This window comes from Micromonospora sediminimaris (assembly GCF_016863575.1).
In the GTDB taxonomy this organism is placed as follows: domain Bacteria; phylum Actinomycetota; class Actinomycetes; order Mycobacteriales; family Micromonosporaceae; genus Micromonospora; species Micromonospora sediminimaris.
In genome coordinates this window covers 1-17,657 of record NZ_BOPD01000034.1, presented here as the reverse complement: position 1 = coordinate 17,657, position 17,657 = coordinate 1, and the positions used below count along the sequence as shown (strand labels likewise).

General features: G+C 70.3%; 17 protein-coding genes. 7 read left to right on the top strand and 10 right to left on the bottom strand.

The window, feature by feature from the left end; translation table 11 throughout:
* Positions 1 to 83: 83 nt before the first annotated feature.
* The gene (locus Vse01_RS23995) at positions 84 to 1,010 is read left to right on the top strand and encodes an SDR family NAD(P)-dependent oxidoreductase (protein WP_093411171.1); all 927 of its coding nucleotides are present in this window, start codon (positions 84 to 86) and stop codon (positions 1,008 to 1,010) included.
* 44 nt (positions 1,011 to 1,054) lie between these two features.
* Here Vse01_RS23995 and Vse01_RS23990 read toward each other — a convergent pair whose 3' ends face one another.
* The 4 genes from Vse01_RS23990 to Vse01_RS23975 form a co-directional block, all read right to left on the bottom strand.
* Positions 1,055 to 1,618, bottom strand: coding sequence for a hypothetical protein (locus tag Vse01_RS23990; RefSeq protein ID WP_093411173.1), 564 nt, complete (start codon positions 1,616 to 1,618; stop codon positions 1,055 to 1,057).
* 87 nt (positions 1,619 to 1,705) lie between these two features.
* Positions 1,706 to 3,028 carry an RNA polymerase sigma factor gene (locus Vse01_RS23985; RefSeq protein ID WP_093411175.1) on the bottom strand — a complete coding sequence of 441 codons (1,323 nt, stop codon included), beginning with the start codon at positions 3,026 to 3,028 and terminating at the stop codon, positions 1,706 to 1,708.
* Positions 3,028 to 3,363 carry a YciI family protein gene (locus Vse01_RS23980; protein WP_093411178.1) on the bottom strand — a complete coding sequence of 112 codons (336 nt, stop codon included), beginning with the start codon at positions 3,361 to 3,363 and terminating at the stop codon, positions 3,028 to 3,030. The genes Vse01_RS23985 and Vse01_RS23980 overlap by 1 nt, the downstream gene beginning before the upstream one ends.
* Positions 3,364 to 3,517: 154 nt before the next feature.
* Positions 3,518 to 4,684 (bottom strand): low temperature requirement protein A, encoded by a 1,167-nt coding sequence (locus Vse01_RS23975; RefSeq protein ID WP_093411181.1) that lies wholly within the window; start codon positions 4,682 to 4,684, stop codon positions 3,518 to 3,520.
* Between the two features lie 138 nt (positions 4,685 to 4,822).
* Between Vse01_RS23975 and Vse01_RS23970 the strand changes: the two genes are divergently transcribed.
* A complete protein-coding gene (locus tag Vse01_RS23970; protein ID WP_093411184.1) occupies positions 4,823 to 5,827 on the top strand; it encodes a DUF817 domain-containing protein in 1,005 nt (334 codons plus the stop codon).
* Here the strand turns inward: Vse01_RS23970 and Vse01_RS23965 are convergent.
* Both Vse01_RS23965 and Vse01_RS23960 read right to left on the bottom strand, forming a co-directional pair.
* Positions 5,787 to 5,897 carry a 50S ribosomal protein L36 gene (locus Vse01_RS23965; RefSeq protein ID WP_093411186.1) on the bottom strand — a complete coding sequence of 37 codons (111 nt, stop codon included), beginning with the start codon at positions 5,895 to 5,897 and terminating at the stop codon, positions 5,787 to 5,789. The genes Vse01_RS23970 and Vse01_RS23965 overlap by 41 nt on opposite strands.
* A gap of 124 nt (positions 5,898 to 6,021) precedes the next feature.
* Positions 6,022 to 6,399 carry an ArsR/SmtB family transcription factor gene (locus Vse01_RS23960; protein ID WP_093411189.1) on the bottom strand — a complete coding sequence of 126 codons (378 nt, stop codon included), beginning with the start codon at positions 6,397 to 6,399 and terminating at the stop codon, positions 6,022 to 6,024.
* Positions 6,400 to 6,543: 144 nt separating this feature from the next.
* Between Vse01_RS23960 and Vse01_RS23955 the strand changes: the two genes are divergently transcribed.
* Positions 6,544 to 7,953, top strand: coding sequence for an NAD(P)-binding domain-containing protein (locus Vse01_RS23955; protein ID WP_093411192.1), 1,410 nt, complete (start codon positions 6,544 to 6,546; stop codon positions 7,951 to 7,953).
* Here the strand turns inward: Vse01_RS23955 and Vse01_RS23950 are convergent.
* The gene (locus tag Vse01_RS23950) at positions 7,919 to 8,371 is read right to left on the bottom strand and encodes a hypothetical protein (RefSeq protein ID WP_093411194.1); all 453 of its coding nucleotides are present in this window, start codon (positions 8,369 to 8,371) and stop codon (positions 7,919 to 7,921) included. The genes Vse01_RS23955 and Vse01_RS23950 overlap by 35 nt on opposite strands.
* Positions 8,371 to 10,191 (bottom strand): carbon starvation CstA family protein, encoded by a 1,821-nt coding sequence (locus tag Vse01_RS23945; RefSeq protein ID WP_232511481.1) that lies wholly within the window; start codon positions 10,189 to 10,191, stop codon positions 8,371 to 8,373. The genes Vse01_RS23950 and Vse01_RS23945 overlap by 1 nt, the downstream gene beginning before the upstream one ends.
* A gap of 110 nt (positions 10,192 to 10,301) precedes the next feature.
* Between Vse01_RS23945 and Vse01_RS23940 the strand changes: the two genes are divergently transcribed.
* The 4 genes from Vse01_RS23940 to Vse01_RS23925 all read left to right on the top strand — a co-directional run bounded on the left by Vse01_RS23940 (position 10,302) and on the right by Vse01_RS23925 (position 16,178).
* The gene (locus Vse01_RS23940; protein ID WP_093411196.1) at positions 10,302 to 11,087 is read left to right on the top strand and encodes a hypothetical protein; all 786 of its coding nucleotides are present in this window, start codon (positions 10,302 to 10,304) and stop codon (positions 11,085 to 11,087) included.
* Between the two features lie 197 nt (positions 11,088 to 11,284).
* Complete coding sequence (locus Vse01_RS23935; RefSeq protein ID WP_093411197.1) at positions 11,285 to 12,352, top strand: lytic polysaccharide monooxygenase auxiliary activity family 9 protein; 1,068 nt, start codon at positions 11,285 to 11,287, stop codon at positions 12,350 to 12,352.
* Positions 12,353 to 12,655: 303 nt separating this feature from the next.
* Positions 12,656 to 14,323, top strand: a complete 1,668-nt coding sequence (locus Vse01_RS23930; protein ID WP_093411199.1) for a right-handed parallel beta-helix repeat-containing protein — start codon at positions 12,656 to 12,658, stop codon at positions 14,321 to 14,323.
* A 70-nt stretch (positions 14,324 to 14,393) separates the two neighbouring features.
* Positions 14,394 to 16,178: an N-acetylglutaminylglutamine amidotransferase gene (locus tag Vse01_RS23925; protein WP_093411201.1), complete on the top strand. Its 1,785-nt coding sequence runs from the start codon at positions 14,394 to 14,396 to the stop codon at positions 16,176 to 16,178.
* A 17-nt stretch (positions 16,179 to 16,195) separates the two neighbouring features.
* Here the strand turns inward: Vse01_RS23925 and Vse01_RS23920 are convergent, their stop codons facing one another.
* A complete protein-coding gene (locus Vse01_RS23920; RefSeq protein ID WP_093411224.1) occupies positions 16,196 to 17,341 on the bottom strand; it encodes a carboxylate-amine ligase in 1,146 nt (381 codons plus the stop codon).
* A 234-nt stretch (positions 17,342 to 17,575) separates the two neighbouring features.
* Positions 17,576 to 17,657: non-reducing end alpha-L-arabinofuranosidase family hydrolase (locus Vse01_RS29955; protein WP_507762955.1), on the bottom strand; the 82-nt coding region annotated here is incomplete at its 5' end.

Here is a 17,657-nt window from a genome sequence, read left to right as displayed (position 1 = left end):
CGGATGAACTATCCGCTGACATGCTACGGTCGCCACCTGAGATCGGATAAGTAATCCGCTCCTGACCCGACTGGAGGCGTGCCATGCCCGTTGCCTGGACGCTCGACGAGATACCCGACCAGACCGGCCGCACCGCCGTCGTCACCGGTGCCAGCAGCGGCCTCGGCCTGGTCGCCGCCGAACACCTCGCTGCCCACGGCGCAACCGTGATCATGGCGGTCCGCGACCCGGCCAAGGGTGAGTTGGCCCGCTCCGGAATGTCCGGCAACCTCAAGGTGCGGCGACTCGACCTCGCCGACCTCGACTCGGTCCGGGCCTTCGCCGCGCAGTTACGCGACGAGGGTCACGAGATCGACCTGCTGCTCAACAACGCCGGGGTCGGCGCCGTCCCGCACGCGCACTCCGCGCAGGGGTACGAGCGGGTCTTCGCCACCAATCACCTCGGTCACTTCGCCCTCACCGGCCTGCTCCTGGACCTCTTCCGGACGGATCGCGATCCACGGGTGGTGACCGTCAGTTCCGCCTACTACCGCCTGCTGCGCGGCGGGCCGGATCTGGACGACCTCGCCGGCGCCCCGGCAACCTCGCGGATCGAGCGGTACATCCACTCCAAGCAGGCGAACGTCCTGTTCGGCATGGAACTGGACCGTAGACTGCGCCACGCCGGCAGCCCGGTACGCAGCTTCCTGGCCCATCCCGGCATGGCCCGTACGTCGATGCCGGCCCAGGCCAGCGGTTGGGCCGAGCGTGCCGTGGTCAATTTCCAGGGTCTCCTGGTAGCCCGTAGTGCGGTGCGAGGCACCGTTCCGCTGCTCTACGCCGCCACGAGTCCGACCGCGCAGACCGGCGTCCTGCTCGGCCCCTCGCTGCGCAAGTGGGATGACCGGGTCCACGCCCGCCCGATCGTCGCACCCGGCAACGACAGTGGCCTCGCCAGCCGGCTCTGGCAGGTTTCCGAGGCCGCGACCGGAGTCCGCTACCTGAGCCCGTACGTCGAATTACGGTCCTGAGTGGCGTTGGTCGGGTGCCCGTTGACCGGACGAGCGCCTGGTGATCAGGGTCGACTCGCCAGCACGGCGCGGAACACGACTGTCACGCTGAATGTGCTCCCGTCCACCTGGTACGCGTAGCAGCCCGGCCCGTCCACGGTGGTGACGCCCGGCAGGTCGCTCTCCTGGCTGGTCAACACGGCGTGATGCCCGTCGTCGCGGGACTCGCCGGTGTAGGAGAACGCCGCCGTCGCGCCGCCTGGCGCGTCGATCCGCGCTGCCCTCACCAGCACCGGCCCGGTGTAGCCGGAACCGATCCACCGGACCTTCTTCGAGTACGTGCCGTCCGGTTCCTGGTCCTCGTCGCGCAGTTGCAGGGCACCGTCGGCGAAGTAGTCGGCGACCGGGTACAGCGGGCCGGGCCCGAGGACCCGGGACGCCTGGTCGGGGTTGGGCCAGGGTTGCGGCTCGGTGACCGGACAGGCGTCGCCGGGCCCGGCGTTGGGCAGCTGGAGCGGCGGTGCCGTCCACCCCCTGGGCGAGGTCGCCGGTGCCGGAGACACCGGCGACGCGTCCGGCGTCGCGGCGTCGCAGGCCGCGCTCGACGCGAGCAGAACGACGGCGCTCACCCTCGCCCACCGCGTCATCTCCGCAGTATCGACCGGTCAGGTCATCCGCGCAGCCCCCTTCACCCGGATCTTCCGGTTCCGCGGTTGCTACGAGGCGGGCCCGGACGTCCGACGCGCCCGTTTCAGCAGCGCCCTACGCTCGGCATCGCCGGACACCCGGTCCGCCGCCGCGCGGAACAGCTCCGCTGCCCGCTCCCGGTCGCCCTGTCGGGCGACGAGATCCGCCTCCACCGCCAGGGTCAACGGATAGCCGTCGAGCCCGCCACCGACGCGCGCCTCGGCGAGCAGGGCCAACCCGGTCGCCGGCCCGTACGCGTAACCGTGCGCGACGGCCCGGTTCAGGGCGACCACCGGGGTGGGCTGCACCTGGACGAGTTGGTCGTAGCACTCGGCGATCCGTCGCCAGTCGGTGGCGTCGGCGCTGGGCGCGGTGGCGTGGCACGCCGCGATCCGGGCCTGCCAGACGTACGGGCCGGACCCGGCGAGGCCGGTGAGCAGGCGGTCGGCCTCGGCGATCGCCGCGTGGTCCCACCGGGACCGGTCCTGTCGATCGAGCGGGATCAGCTCCCCGTCGGTGTCCCGCCGGGCGGTACGGCGGGAGTGTTGCAGCAGGCACAGCGCCAGCAACGCCGTCACCTCTTCCTGCTCCGGCATGAGCCGGACCAGCAACCGGGCCAACCGGATCGCCTCCTCGGCAAAGGCCGGCTCGCCGTCCGCGTCGTAGCCCTGGGTGAACAGCAGGTAGAGCACGCCCAGCACCCCGGGCAGCCGCTCGGTCAGGGCACGCCCACGCGGTACCCGGTACGGGATACCCGCCTCGGCGATCCTCGTCTTGGCCCGGGTGAGCCGCCGGGTCATGGTGGACTCGCTGATCAGGAAGGCGCGGGCGATGTCGGCGGTCGGCACCGCACAGATCGTCCGGAGGGTAAGCGCGACCCGTGCCTGCGGCGCGAGGGCCGGATGGCAGCAGGTGAAGATGAGCCGCAGCCGGTCGTCCACCACCTCCTCGTCCGGCATTGGTTCGGCGGTGGCGGCCGTGAGCGCCAGCACCGCCACGTCACGCAGCTTGCGCCGTTCGACCGAGGCCCGCCGCAGCACGTCGAGCAGCCGGTTACGGGCGACCGCCATCAGCCAGCCCGCCGGGTTGGTCGGCACCCCGTCCACCGGCCAGCGGTCCAGCGCCCGCTCCAGCGCCTCCTGCGTGCAGTCCTCGGCCAGCGTCCAGTCTCCGGTGATCCGGATCAGGGCAGCCACGATCCGCGGGTACGCCTCAACAGCGGTGGCCGCGACGGCTTGCGCCGCCGCGGCCCGACCGGCCGCCGTACCCCCGTTCCCGGCGCGCCGCTGCGCCGCCGCGCCGTCGTCGTCGGTCGACGCCCGCGGCACCGCGATCTCGGCGGCCGGATCCATCACTGCTCGAAGTCGGCGAACGGGCGGAGTTCGATCCGCCCGGCCCAGGCCATCGGATGTGCACGGGCCACTTCGATCGCCTCGTCCAGATCGGCGCACTCCAGCAGGTCGAAGCCGACGATCATCTCCTTGACCTCGGCGAACGGCCCGTCGGAGACCAGCAGTTGGCCTTTGCGTACCCGTACCGTGGTGGCGGCCGACGCCGGAGCCAGCTGGGCGCCCTGGAGGCGTCGGCCGGCCGCGTCGTTTTCCGCCACCCACACCTCGACGTCCGGGTGGTTGCTCGGCTCGGGGTCCGGCTCCGGATCGGTGCAGACCAGCATCATGTACTTCACGTAAGTGCCTTTCGTCGAATCGTCCCAGCGGTGGTTCCACCGACATGACGAACGGCGAACCCGGCTTCCGGACAACCGGAGGATTTCATCTTGCCCGGATTCGCCGTCAGGCGCGTTCGGTCGGCCTCGGGCGTCGCCTCGTCCGCACCGCCGGTCACGATTGCCGGTGTCGGCGCACGCGGTTGGCCAGCGTGTCGCCGTGCGCGATCAGGATCAGCAGTCCGGTGATGATCGCGGAGTTGACAAGCAACGACAGTTCGTGGCCCGCGACGGCGGCGATCAGAATGGCAACCATCCCGATCAGCCGTTGCCAGGAGAACTTGCCGTGCACGGCCAGTGCCAGCAGGATCCAGCCGGTGAGAAAGAGCGTCGGCCCGGCCGCCATCGTCACGACGGCGGCCAGCTCATGGGAGAACGGCTCCATGATCATCAACCGCGATCCGACCCCGGTCGCCAGGACGCCGGCGATCATCACCAGGTGCAGGTAGCCAGCGAGCAGGCCGAGCCGGCTGCCGGGCGGTCCCATGGCCTCGATCGCGGTGCCGAGCCGCATCCCGCCGGGCACCAGGTAGAGCCGACCGAGGCTGACGGCGTTGACGAACATCAGCGCGAACGCCGCGCTCCGGCCCAGGTCGAACCCGCTCTGGCTGAACGTGATGCCGGCGGTCAGGATCAACTCCCCCAGGGCGATGATGAAGATCTGCTGGTACCGCTCGGAGAGATGCTCCCCGATGATCTGAAGGTTCTCCCAACTGCTGCGCCCCAGTCTTGGTGTCGGCCACCGCAGTCGCGCCATCGAGTAGTCCAGCACCACCGCCGCCGTCCAGAGGAGCACCTGGGCCGGTCCGACGAACGCACCGGCGAGCCAGAGCACCCCGGAGACGGCGAACCAGATCGCCACCCGCAGGGTCCGCAGTTGCAGCGGATGCCCGCGCAGGGCCGGCAGCAACAGGGCGGCCCGCCCCAGATGGATCGCCACGTACGCACCGGCGAACACCAGCGCATGTCCGGCGTACGCGGTCGGCGCTGCGGCGGCCATCAGCATCCCGCCGAACATCACCCAGAGCAGCAGCCCGCTGATCAATGGCGTACGCGGTTCGAACCAGTCGGTCGACCAGGCGGTTACGAACCAGACCCACCAGATGGCGGCCAGCAGCAGCGCCGTGCGGTACGCCCCGCCCACGCCGAGGTCGTCCTCAAGAGCGCGGGACAACCGGTTCAGCGCGAGGATGAAGGCCAGGTCGAAGAAGAGTTCCAGGAACGACGGCCGCCGGGAGACCTCGCGCCGCCGCAGCAGCCGCGCCGGCAACCCACTGGACATCCTCGCCCTCCGCGCGTCGCCGGTGATCGCACCCCAGTCGTACCACCGAACGGTCCCACTCCGACCCCGAACAGCGAGGTCAGCGCGCTGCACCGAGCCCTCGGTCCGCGCCGGCCGGCGCGCACTAACCTCGGAGCGATGCAGCACACCCCCGACGGGCGGCCAACCCTCACCACGGCCGAACGCGCGATCGACGCCCGGTTCCGCGCCCGGCTGGCCCGGCTACCGCGTCACGGGCCGGGCGGGTGGTTTACCGAATTCGTGGTCTTCGGGCTCAAGCAGGCCTGGGCGTGCGTCTTCGGTGCCGCCATGCTGGCGATCATCTGTGCGGCACACCTCTGGTACCCGGACGACGCCGCGTTCGCCCGAAACGACGCCCTCACCGTCGCCGCCGTCGCCATCCAGGTCGCCATGGTCGCGGGAAGGCTGGAGAGCCTGCGCGAACTACGGGTGATCGTCCTGTTCCACCTCGTCGGCACGGTCATGGAGCTGTTCAAGACCCACGTCGGCTCGTGGACGTACGAGCCCGACGGGGTGCTCCGGCTAGGCGGGGTGCCCCTGTTCAGCGGCTTCATGTACGCCGCGGTCGGCTCCTATCTGGTCCGGGTGAACCGGCTGTTCGACCTGCGTTTCACGCGCTACCCGCCACGCTGGTTGACGGCCGTGGTGGCGGTCGCCATCTATCTCAACTTCTTCGCCAACCACTACCTGCCGGACGTGCGATGGCTGCTCATCACGGCAGTCGCACTCGTCTTCGGCCGCTGTGTCATGCACTTCCGGATATTCCGGGCACGATGGCGCATGCCGCTGCTGTTGGCCTTCGTCCTCGTCGCCTTCTTCATCTGGCTCGCGGAGAACATCGCCACCTGGTCGAACGCGTGGCTCTACCCGAGCCAGGTGGATGGTTGGCATCCGGTGTCACTGACGAAGCTGACGTCGTGGTTCCTCTTGATGATCATTTCGGTGGTGCTTGTCACCTGGATCTCGCCGCCGCAACCACCCGACGACGACCGGCAGCCACCCCGCGGCACCGACGAGACCGCAGATGGCGGGCTGCCGGTCGGCCAGCAGGAGCGGCGTCGGTCGCCTCTCGAACAGCAGGTCAGCCCTGGCGGCCCTTCCACTGCGGGTTCAGCCGGTTGACCACGACCACCCGACCGCGGCGGCGTACCACCGTCGAACCCGGCTTCCGGAGGGAACTACGTACCTTCATGTCCGTTTCTCCTCGGCTCGGGTCTCACGTCGTACGCATGCAGAAACGCCGACCCCTGAGGGTGGGATTCCCGGCGCCGGGCGCAGGTCCCCGTGCCACGACCTCCACCCGGGGACCTGCCGCCCTAACTGTCGGCTGGAGCGGTCGGTTCGACCGCGAGCAGGGCGGCGAGTTGTCGCAGAAGCTGGGGCCGGGCGCGGTAGTAGACCCAGGTTCCGCGCCGTTCGGAGTCGACCAGACCCGCCTCGCGCAGTGCCCGCAGGTGGTGCGAGATCGTCGGGCCGCTCAGGTCGAAGGCCGGGGTCAGGTCGCAGACGCACGCCTCTCCGCCCTCGGCCGAGGCGATCATCGACATCAGTTGCAGCCGAACCGGATCGCCGAGGGCCTTGAACGCGGGCGCCAGCAGCGCGGCGGTCTCACCTGACACCCGCTGCTGCGTCAGGGGCGGGCAGCAGGGGACGGCGGTCAGATCGAGGGAAAGCGGCACCGCCTGATTCGACATGCCTCTAGGTTGACACCTGTCTAATCAACGTGCAACTCTCTGATTCGAAGAACGTCGAGACAGCCGGTAGACGCCATCCCTGTCCGCACATGAGGGACCCGCACGACAAGCTGTTTCGACAACCATCAAACCTGAGGAGTCCTGATGAGCGACCTGGACCAGCTGCCCGTCGCTGTCATCGGTGCCGGGCCGGTCGGCCTCGCCGCCGCCGCGCACCTGCACGAGCGCGCCCTGCCCTACACCGTCCTTGAGGCGGGCGACGGCGCCGGTGCCGCCGTCCGCCAGTGGGCCCACGTCCGCGTCTTCTCGCCGTGGCGGTACAACATCGATCCGGCCGCCCGTCGGCTCCTCGACGAGGCCGGCTGGGTGGCACCCGACCTGGACGCCCTGCCGACCGGGGCGGACCTCGTCGAGAACTACCTTCAGCCCCTCGCGAACCTGCCGCAGCTCAAGCCGCATCTGCGCTACGGCGCGCGGGTGGCGGCGATCAGCCGACTCGGTTACGACCGGCTGCGCACCACCGGTCGGGAGTCCGCTCCCTTCCTGCTCCGCCTCACCGACGGACGGGAGATCCTCGCCCGGGCCGTGATCGACGCCTCCGGCACCTGGTACACCCCGAACGTCCTCGGCACCTCCGGCCTGCCCGCCCAGGGTGAAACCGACGCCGCCGCCTACCTGGAGCATGCCCTGCCCGACGTCCTCGGCACCGACCGGGCCCGCTTCGCAGGTCGGCACATCCTGGTCGTCGGTGCCGGCCACTCCGCCGCCAACACCCTGCTCTCGCTCGCCGAGCTCGCCGCCGCCGCAGCCGGCACCGAGGTGACGTGGGCCATCCGATCGCTGTCACCAACGCGTACCTACGGCGGCGGCGACGCCGACGCACTACCCGCTCGCGGCGCGCTCGGCACGCGGCTGCGGGCGCATGTCGACGCCGGCCGCATCCGCCTGCTGACCGGATTCTCCGTCCACGCGATCACCCCTACCGACGGTCGGGTCGCGGTGACCGTCCGGCGCGCCGACGACGCCCAGGAGCAGATCACGGTGGACCGGATCGTCGCCGCGACCGGCTTCCGGCCCGACCACTCGATCGCGGCCGAGCTGCGTCTGGATCTCGACCCGATCATGGGCGCCACCCGCGCTCTGGCTCCGCTCATCGACCCCAACGAACACTCCTGCGGCACCGTCCCGCCGCACGGCGTCGACGAACTCGCCCACCCGGAACCCGGCTACTACGCCGTCGGCATGAAGAGCTACGGCCGCGCGCCCACCTTCCTCATGGCCACCGGCTACGAGCAGACCCGGTCCGTGGTCGCCGCCCTCGCCGGCGATTGGCAGGCCGCCCGCGACGTACGACTCGAACTGCCCGAAACCGGTGTTTGCAGCAGCAACCCGGCCGACTCGGTCGCCGGTGACGACTGCTGTGGCCCAGCACCCGAGCGGACCGGCAAGGGCCTCGCCACAGGTATCAGCGGAGGTCTGCTCGCCGCACCGCTGAACCTGGTGAGCACCGAAGGGCCGGCTACCGACCGGGCCGGCGGCTGTTGCGGCAACTGAGGTCGGCCGACGAGTCGATCGCCCGGCGGACGATGTGCAGGGCCTGCTCCGCCGGGGGTAGGCCGGACTCGCTGACCACCCGGCCGTCCACGATGATCGCCGCGTATCCGGTGCCCCGAACCAGGTCTCGCAACAGGGCCCGCCAGGGCCGCCGGTGCCGGCGACCATCGCGCACGATCGCCGGCAGCAGGAACAGCGTGTTACGCGGATCGACGATCTCCACCTCGATCTCGGCTGGCAGACCGGCGCGGACCACCTGGTAGACCTCGCCCAACGGGCGCTGGTCGGCCCGTTGCCGCGCCGACGCGGGATCCTCGTGCCGGCCCTCGACGCAGATGTCGGCCGCGCCGGTGCAGCAGCCGGCGCCGGCACCGGGCGCATCCCACGGTCGGATCAGCAGGACCCGGTGCCGGGTCATCAGCGGCGTTCGTCGGTGGCACCGGCACCGGCTGCTGACTCGGCACCGACCGCCCGCTGCGACTGGTCGGCCGGCTCAGAGTCGGTGGCGGCAGCACCGTCGCTGTCCGGGCCGGGCCCGGAATCCGTTTCCGCCTCGACGGGCTGGCCGCTGGCGCGGCGCAGGGCGAGCACCGCCTCCACGATCAGCCAGAGGGCGAGGACGAAGATGATGGCGTCCAGGGGTGCCAGCACCCACTCGTCGGCCGCCACGAACTCGCGCAGTTGCACGATCAGCGCCCAGGTCGTCATCACCAGCAGGAAGACCAGCGGCACGATGACCGCGACCGGGTTGCGTCGGCGGCGCAGCACCCAGACCGCGATGACGGCCAGGGCGAGCCCGGCGGTGAGCTGGTTGGTGGTGCCGAAGAGTCGCCACAGCACCCCGAAGGTGTAGCCGGCGTCCCCGCCGCCCGGCAGCAGGGCGAGCGTCAGTGGTGCGGCGATCGCCAGCAGGCCGGCCAGGGTCAGGTGACGGGACAGCCGCCGCCAGCCGACCAACTCGGCGATCTCCTGCACGATGTAGCGCTGCAACCGGACACCGGTGTCCATGGTGGTGGCCGCGAACGAGATCACCACAACTGCCGCGAAGACGGTCGCGAGTTGGAACTCGATGCCGAGGTTTGTGGCGAAGCTGGCGATGCCGTTGACGAAGTTGCGGGTGGCGCCGCCCGACGCCTCGGCGTAGCTGGCGTACAGCCCCTCCCACTCGGCGCGCGTGGCGGCGACCCCGGCCGTGACCGCGATGATCGACCCGAGGGCGAGGCTGCCCTCGCCGATCGCCCCGGCGTAGCCGACGTACCGGGCGTCGGTCTCCTTGTCGAGCTGTTTGGAGGTGGTGCCGGAGGCCACCAGCGAGTGGAACCCGGATATCGCACCGCAGGCGACGGTGATGAACAGGAACGGGAAGATGCTCGGTGAGCCGGCCGGCACGTCGTTGAACATCGGCGCCACGATCCGGTCCATCCCGACCAGCACTCCGGCGAAGATCACCGCGATAGCGATGAACAGTTGGTGCGAGTTGATGTAGTCGCGCGGCTGCAACAGCAGCCACACGGGCAGCCGGGAGGCGATGAACGCGTAGACGAAGAGGATGATCACCCACAGGTCACGCGTCCGTTCGAAGCCCAGCGCGTCGGCCAAGCCGGTGATCTCGATGGGGTAGAGGTTGCCCACCCAGATCAGGAAGTAGAGCGCGGCCACGCCGATGAGCGACGGCACCAGCGCCGCGCTGCGGGTGCGGTAGATGTACTGGCCGATCGCGATGGCCAGGGGAATCTCCACGAAGATCGGTATGACCGCGCCCGGGTACGCCACGAGCAGGTTGCCGATCACCACCGCGAAGACCGCGTTCACAAGCGTGAGCAGGAAGAAGATGATCAGCAGGAAGAGCGTACGGGCCCGCTTGCTGATCACGTCCGCCGCGAGGGTGCCGATGTTGCGGGCACGGTGTCGCACCGAGACCGCGAGCGCCCCGAAGTCGTGTACGCCCGCCGCGAAGATGGTGCCGAACACCACCCAGGCCAACGCCGGTCCCCACCCCCAGAACACCGCGATCGCCGGGCCGACGATCGGAGCGGCTCCGGCGATCGAGGTGAAGTGGTGACCGAAGAGCACATGTTTGTTGGTGGGGACGAAGTCGACTCCGTCGGAGAACCGGTGCGCCGGGGTGACGTATGCCGGGTCCAACCCGTACACCCGGTCGGCGAGGTATCGCGAGTAGTACCGGTAGCCGATGGCGAACATCGCCATGACTGCGATGACGACGACGATGGCGGGCATACGGCTGCCTCCTTGCGGCCCGTGGGGGCGGGCGCTCGTGTGCAGATCCCGAAACCTGCCGGTAATGTAACGGGGATCACATTACAAGGTCAACCGAACGGCTCGATCACATGGACGTGGGTACGGATGTTCGGCGCGCGATCCAGGCCGCCACCGTCGGCGAGCTGGCCTGGCTCGACCGGGAGGGCCTGCCGCAGGCCCGGCCGGTCACGCCGCTGCTGCTCGACGACCGGCCCGCCGTCGCCTTCCCGTACGCCGAGGTCTCCTTCGCCCGCCGGCTGGCCGCCGCGCCGGTCGCGGCACTTGTCGTCTCCGACGACCGGCTCACCGGGCGTGGCTGGCGGCCGGTCGCGGCGACCGGCCGGCCCCGGCTGACCGAGGATCGCGACGGCACGCTCTTCGCGGAACAGTTGCTCAACCAGGAACTGCGCAAGTACCCGCCGGCCCGCGCGCTGATCGACTCGCCACTGCTGCGCCGGGAGCACTGGTGGTACCTGCCCCGACTGATAGTGGTGCTGGACGTCGTCACGACGATTGAGGTCGGCGCCCGCGTCGGCGGGGTCGGCGAGGTGCTGGCGGTCGCCCGCGACGATCAGCAGCTGTACGTGGACTCGGTGACGCGGCCCGACCGCGAGGGGAGCAAGGCGGTCCGGGTGGAGAGCCTCGCGGGTCGCGTACCCGCCAACGGCCCGGCGGTGCTGCTGGGGCACGACTTCGCCGCCCCCGACCTCGAACGGTGGACCCCGTGGACGACTCGGGGCGAGCTGACCGACGGCCTGCTTACCGTCACGGCGGCACCTACGCGTACCGCCGTGGCGCCGCCGCTCGGGTTGTGGCGACGGCTGACCCGCCAGCGTCGACTCGCCCGGGCCTGTCAGGACGCCCTCAACGGCTGACCCACCGACCCCTTCCGGAAAAGATTCACACGGGTGGATACGATGGGTACTATCGCGGTCGGGAGCCGCCAAGCCGTCGCAGGCAGCGTGATCACACGCCTGCCCTCTTGAGATCGTCATATCGATCGACGCATTCCTCCCGGGGTTTGGGCACCCCGGCGAGCGACACCGGCGTCGGCGGATCAACTGGAGCATCAATGAAACTCGCACGAACAGCACGTCGACTAGGACTCGGCGCGGCGTCCGTCCTCGTCGCCGCGTTCACCATGGTCGTGGTCAACCAGCCCGGCCCGGCCTCCGCGCACGGTTCGGTCACGAACCCGCCGTCCCGCAACTACGGCTGCTATGAGCGCTGGGGTGGCGACCACCTCAACCCGGCCATGGCCCAGAGCGACCCGATGTGCTGGCAGGCATTCCAGGCCAACCCGAACACCATGTGGAACTGGAACGGCCTGTACCGCGAGAACGTCGGCGGCAACCACCAGGCCGTCATCCCCGACGGGCAACTGTGCAGCGGCGGCCGTACCCAGGGTGGGCTGTACGCCTCGCTCGACACGGTCGGTGCCTGGACCGCCAAGCCGATGCCCAACAACTTCACCCTGACGCTTACCGACGGCGCCCGGCACGGTGCCGACTACATGCTCATCTACATCACCAAGCAGGGCTTCGATCCGACCACGCAGCCCCTCACCTGGAACAGTCTGGAACTGGTGCTCCGCACCGGCTCGTACCCCACCACCGGGCTCTACGAGGCGCAGGTCAACGCGGGCAACCGCACCGGCCGGCACGTGGTCTACACGATCTGGCAGGCGTCCCACCTCGACCAGCCGTACTACATCTGCAGCGACGTGACCTTCGGGGGAGGCAGCAACCCGCCGCCCACCACGCCCCCGCCGACCACTCCGCCGCCCACCACGCCCCCGCCCACGACCCCGCCGCCCACCACGCCGCCGCCGACCGGTAACGGTGCCTGCACCGCCACCTACCGCACGACCAGCGAGTGGCCCGGTGGCTTCGGCGGCGAGGTCACCGTCCGCGCCGGCAACGCCGCCATCTCCGGATGGACGGTGAACTGGACCTGGCCCAACGGCCAGAGCATCACGAACTCCTGGAACGCGTCGATCACCTCGAGCGGCGCCTCGGTCACCGCCTCGAACGTCGGCCACAACGGCTCGTTGAGCGCCAACAGCAGCGCCACCTTCGGATTCAACGGCTCCTGGAACGGCACCAACGGCACACCCACCCTCTCCTGCACCGCCCGGTAACAACCTCTCTACGGGGGGTGGCGCCGGTCGGCGCCACCCCCCGTCCGCACGTGCATAGCCGTCGCCCGACGACACCTTCCGGCTCGTCGCAGCGGTAACGGCGATCCGTCACGGGCGAGGCAGGTTCCTGAGGTCACCGCTTCCTGAGGTCACCGCGGGGCGATCTCCGTCCTCTTCTGCGATCCGTCCTCGCCGGGGACGTCACCCACGTACCGTCGAGGCAGGCCCGCCGTCGCACAGCCCCGAGGGTCGGACGGCGGCCGGATACCGGTCGGCCTGCCGCCACGGGGAAGGTGATGTCCTGTGCCAGGTCAGGTGCCAGCCGCCCCGTCCGGCGTGCGACCGTACGCGGTGGCCGGAGCACCGTTGCTCTGCAACGCCCGGGAACAGGGGCTGACCGGCGATGGCACCACCAACGACCAGCCGGCCCTGGCCGCGCTCGTGGATCTGCTCGGCGACGCGTTCGCCGCCGACGGACGGGCGCGAGTGATCTACTGCCCACCCGGGGTGTACGCGATCCGTGACGCCGGCACCGTCTGGCGCAGCGGGGTGTCTCTGATGGGTGCCGGGCCGGGCGCCACCCGCTTCGTCCTGAGCAACGAGGGCAACCGCTCCCAGGCGGTGCCGCTGGCCTTCTACACCGCCCAGTTGCACGGGGCCGATCCGGATCGGCCCCTGGCCTACTGCACATTCGCCGACTTCGAGATCGACGGCAAGGGCGTGGCGTCGGCACAGTACAACCCGTTGGCCAAGGGACTCGGGTTGCAGTTCGTCAGTGGTGGTCTGTTCCGGAACCTGTTCATCCACCACACCGCCGCAACCGGCTTCGGCTGCGACTTCCTCCAGGACACCCTGGTGGAGGCGGTCCGGGTGCTGGAATGCGGCCGGATGGACAACGGACTGGAGATGGGCGGGGCCGGCATCGGTGTCGGCATCGGGGGCTGGGGTCCGATGGAGCGGCTGGCCATCACCAACTGCGTCGCGGTCGGCAACGCGACAAACGGAATCTTCCTGGAGATGCAGTACCCCGACCGACCTCAGCCGCGCGGCATCCGGATCAGCGGCTGCCACGCGGAGAGCAACCGGTTCGGCATCTCCGACTGGGGTGCCGACGGGCTCATCGTCACCGGATGCACGATGACGGGAAACCTGGAGGCCGGCTTCCAGGTTTCGGCGAAGGGCACCACCGGCGTCCCCGGCAAGGGCGGCCTGCTCACCGACTGCGTCATCGACGGCAACCTGCGCGACGGGGTGAACATCGGCAACACCGTCGGCCCCTACACGGTGCGGGGTAACCGGATCACCGGAAACGGCCGGTACGGCTACCACCACCAGGATCTCGGCGACGGAGGCCGGGCGGCCGCCGAGGAAATCGTCATCGAGAGCAACGACATCTGGGGCAACAGTCGCGACGGTATCCGCTTCGACCGGCCACTGCGCGACGCCGTCATCATCAACAACCGGATCCGCAACAACGGCCGCCAGTGCGCCCCCGCCACCTCCGGGGGCGGCGAGTCTGTCCGCTACACCCGCAACACCGTCATCGACCAGGGCGCGGACTGGCCGGCCGACGGTCACCGCGGCAAGGTGGTCCGGGTCGGCCACCGGTACGCCGTGGTGGCCGCGAACAACGCCACCACCCTCACCCTCGCCCCGATCCGACCCGACGACGCCAGCAGTTGGAGCGCCGACACCCCGGCGCCCGGCACAGCGTACGAGTTGCCCCCCGCGCCCCTCACCCGGGCCGGCATCACCGTCAACGCCGCCGCCGACTCGGTCACGATCCGCGGCAACCTGATCCGGGACAGCGGCTCGGCCACCCAGACCCACGGGATCTGGGTCACGGACCGGGCCGACTGCGTCAACTGCCGGGTCGTGGAGAACGACCTCGACGGCAACCAGACCGTCATCCGGACCGACGGGTCCACCACGGGCGGTCGCTGGACCGACAACCAGGACCGCCGGTCGTAGGAGGTTCGGTCGGGTGCCACCGCCCGGTACCCGAACAGACGTGAGGAAGAGGGCATGACAGCGGAACGTGATGTGCGGCATCAGCGGTGAGGCGAGGTTCGACGGCACCACGCCCGACGCCGACGCGGTGACCCGAATGACCGAGGCGATGCGGTCCCGGGGCCCGGACGGCGAGGGCCTGTGGAGCGATGGCTGGGTGACCCTCGGGCACCGTCGGCTGACCGTCATCGACCTGTCCGACGCGGGCGGCCAGCCCATGGTGCGCGAGGATCTCGGCCTCGCCCTGGTCTTCAACGGGTGCGTCTACAACTACCCGGAGCTGCGCGAGGAGCTACGCGCCGCCGGGCACACCTTCCACTCCACCAGTGACACCGAGGTGATCCTGGTGGCGTACGCACAGTGGGGTGAGGAGTTCGTCGACCATCTGGTCGGCATGTTCGCCGTGGGCCTGATCGACCGCACCCGGCGTCGGCTCGTGCTGGCCCGGGACCGACTCGGCATCAAGCCCCTCTACCTCGCCGAGACGCCGGGCCGGCTGCGGTTCGCCTCGACGTTGCCGGCGCTGCTCCAGGCGGGCGACATCGACACCAGCGTGGACCCGGTGGCGCTGCACCACTACCTGTCCTGGCACTCGATCGTGCCGGCGCCCCGCACCATCCTGCGCGGCGTACGGAAGCTGCCACCGGCCACCGTGCGGGTCGTCGAGGCCGACGGCCGTAGCCGCGATCGCGTCTACTGGCGGCCGGACTACGTCCGGGATCCCGCCCACGCCGGTTGGGACGACCGGGACTGGCGGGCCGCGATCGGTGACGCGCTGCGTACCGCAGTGCGACGACGGCTCGTCGCCGACGTGCCGGTCGGCGTGCTGCTCTCCGGTGGGCTCGACTCGAGTCTCATCGTGGCTCTGCTCGCCGAGGCCGGTCAGCAGCACCTCCGCACCTTCAGCATCGGCTTCGACAGCCGGCACGGCGAGGCCGGCGACGAGTTCCACTACTCTGATCTGGTCGCCCGCGCGTACGACACCGACCATCTCCGCATCCAACTCGCCAACGACGACCTGGTACCGGCCGTCCGCCGGACGGTCGAGGCGATGACCGAGCCGATGGGCAGCCATGACGTGGTCGCCTTCCACCTGCTCTCCGAGCAGGTGGCCGCGCATGTCAAGGTGGCGCAGTCCGGGCAGGGCGCCGACGAGGTGTTCGCCGGATACGGCTACCACCAGCCCCTGACCCAGGTGCCGCGGTCCGAGGCGACGCGAACCTTCACCGCCGCTTTCTTCGACCGCGACCACGGCGAGCTGATCCGGGTGGTTGGTCCGGCACACGCCGTCGACGTCGACGCCAGCCGGGATCTGGTGACGGCGGAGTTGAACGCACCGGGCGCGGAGACCGCCCTGGACGCGGTGCTGCGGTTGGACACCCACCTGATGCTTCCCGACGATCCGGTCAAACGGGTCGACAGCATGAGCATGGCGTGGGGTTTGGAGGTGCGTACTCCGTTCCTCGACCAGGATCTGGTCGCGCTCGCGGCAGCCTGCCCGCCCCAGCACAAGGTTGCCCAAGGTGGCAAGGGCGTGCTCAAGGAGGTCGCCCGCGAGGTGCTGCCCGCCGAGGTGATCGACCGACCTAAGGGCTATTTTCCGGTGCCCGCGTTACGCAACGTCGACGGCCCGGTCCGCGACCTCGTGGTGGCGGCGCTGCGGGCGCCGGAAGCGCGCGAGCGTGGGCTGTTCCGGCCGGCGTACGTGGACGCGTTGCTCGCCGACCCCGAACAGGCGCAGGCCGCCGCGGGCAGTAACAAGCTGTGGCAGTTGGGCCTGCTCGAACTCTGGCTACAGACCCACGGCATCCGCTGAGCGTGCCGGCTGCCGGTTCAACCGGCGGTGGTCTCGGCGGCGAGGTGGTCGAGGACCGCCCGCACGTCCCCACCGGTGCGTGCGATGACCCGCCGCTGCCGGGCCGCGCCGGTGCCGTCGCGGCGCAACCGGGCCAGCTGCTGCTGGACGTACGACAAGTCGCCGTGCCGGATCAGCGCGGGAGTCACCGTGGTGAACAGCTCCTCCACGAGGTCCCACGCCGGACGCGCGCCGCCGCCGCGCAGATCGATCAGCCGGCCGTCCAACCCCTCGTGAGCAGCTCGCCAGTGGGCCGCCGCGAGCAGACAACTACGTAGGCGGGGTGCGGAAACGCCGGCACGCACCTGGCCGACCATGGTGGCGACCAGGGCTCGCACCAGAGCCGCGACCAACACCGTGTCGTCCACCCCCGGGCAGACGTCCCCGACCCGGATTTCCACGGTGGGGTAGGTGGCGGACGGTCTGGCGTACCAGTAGACCATCGCCGCGTCGAGCATGATGCCCGCGTCGACGAGTTCCGCCACCGTCGCGTCGTAGTCGGCGAACGAGGCGAAGTACGGGGTGGGCCCGATGCTCGGCCAGCGCTCCAGTTGCATGGAACGCCAGCTCGCATGGCCGGTGTCCACGCCGTCGTGCAGCGGCGAGTTGGCGGTGAGCGCCTGCACCACCGGCAACCACGGGCGCAGGTGGTTGCAGACCTGCACCGCCAGTTCCCGGTCCGGCAGGCCAACGTGCACGTGACAGCCGCACACGGCTGGATCGTGCGCAACCGGACCAAAACGGCGGGACATGGCGTGATAGCGAGGTTCATCCGGAACTGTCCGGTGCGACTCGTGCACCGGAGTGGCTCCCACCGCGACCAACTGCGCTCCCGCCGACCGCGCCGCCTCCGCCGCGGCCCGCCGCAAGGTGATCAGGTGCGCCCGAAGATCGGCCAGGTCGGCACAGACCGGGCTGACCATTTCCACCATGCTGTGTCGGAACTCCTGCCGGCTCTGCTTCCGGGCCGCACCGAGCAGGGCCGTCAACACCCGGTCGGCAACCGGCAGACTCTCCCCCGTCTCCGGGTCCAGCAGCAGGAACTCCTCCTCCACCCCGAGGGTGAGGCGCGCTGGCGCATCCACGGCACTCAGGGGCGGTGCGATGGACGGGTGGTTCGTCATCGTCGGCATCCCCTCCTGCCGGCGACGGTCACCGCCGCCGCACTCGCGGGACTTCCCCGCCAGGGGGCCGGCAAACGGCATCCACCGACTGACCGGGCGGGCTCGGTGTGGACCGAGCCCGCCCGTTCCGGCCCCACCCGATCGATCGCGGGGCGTGCCGGCGCTCATCCGATTCGGCGAGCGCCCTCATCCGCGACGATCAGGCATCTTTCGTGCCGGATCTGTGTCGTGTCGTCAGCGTTGCAGGGTGAGCAGGCCGGGACGGTAGGGCAGGCGACCGTAGTCGCCGCCGGAGTTGGGGTCACGGCCCTGGTAC

What these genes read in the sequence shown, in the direction of transcription:
- Vse01_RS23935 (WP_093411197.1), top strand. Translation starts at nt 11,285, where the DNA reads ATGAAACTCGCACGAACAGCACGTCGACTAGGACTCGGCGCGGCGTCC.
- Vse01_RS23920 (WP_093411224.1), bottom strand. Translation starts at nt 17,341, where the DNA reads ATGACGAACCACCCGTCCATCGCACCGCCCCTGAGTGCCGTGGATGCG.
- Vse01_RS23950 (WP_093411194.1), bottom strand. Translation starts at nt 8,371, where the DNA reads ATGACCCGGCACCGGGTCCTGCTGATCCGACCGTGGGATGCGCCCGGT.
- Vse01_RS23995 (WP_093411171.1), top strand. Translation starts at nt 84, where the DNA reads ATGCCCGTTGCCTGGACGCTCGACGAGATACCCGACCAGACCGGCCGC.
- Vse01_RS23940 (WP_093411196.1), top strand. Translation starts at nt 10,302, where the DNA reads ATGGACGTGGGTACGGATGTTCGGCGCGCGATCCAGGCCGCCACCGTC.
- Vse01_RS23965 (WP_093411186.1), bottom strand. Translation starts at nt 5,897, where the DNA reads ATGAAGGTACGTAGTTCCCTCCGGAAGCCGGGTTCGACGGTGGTACGC.
- Vse01_RS23975 (WP_093411181.1), bottom strand. Translation starts at nt 4,684, where the DNA reads ATGTCCAGTGGGTTGCCGGCGCGGCTGCTGCGGCGGCGCGAGGTCTCC.
- Vse01_RS23970 (WP_093411184.1), top strand. Translation starts at nt 4,823, where the DNA reads ATGCAGCACACCCCCGACGGGCGGCCAACCCTCACCACGGCCGAACGC.
- Vse01_RS23925 (WP_093411201.1), top strand. Translation starts at nt 14,394, where the DNA reads ATGTGCGGCATCAGCGGTGAGGCGAGGTTCGACGGCACCACGCCCGAC.
- Vse01_RS23960 (WP_093411189.1), bottom strand. Translation starts at nt 6,399, where the DNA reads ATGTCGAATCAGGCGGTGCCGCTTTCCCTCGATCTGACCGCCGTCCCC.
- Vse01_RS23945 (WP_232511481.1), bottom strand. Translation starts at nt 10,191, where the DNA reads ATGCCCGCCATCGTCGTCGTCATCGCAGTCATGGCGATGTTCGCCATC.
- Vse01_RS23955 (WP_093411192.1), top strand. Translation starts at nt 6,544, where the DNA reads ATGAGCGACCTGGACCAGCTGCCCGTCGCTGTCATCGGTGCCGGGCCG.
- Vse01_RS23985 (WP_093411175.1), bottom strand. Translation starts at nt 3,028, where the DNA reads ATGGATCCGGCCGCCGAGATCGCGGTGCCGCGGGCGTCGACCGACGAC.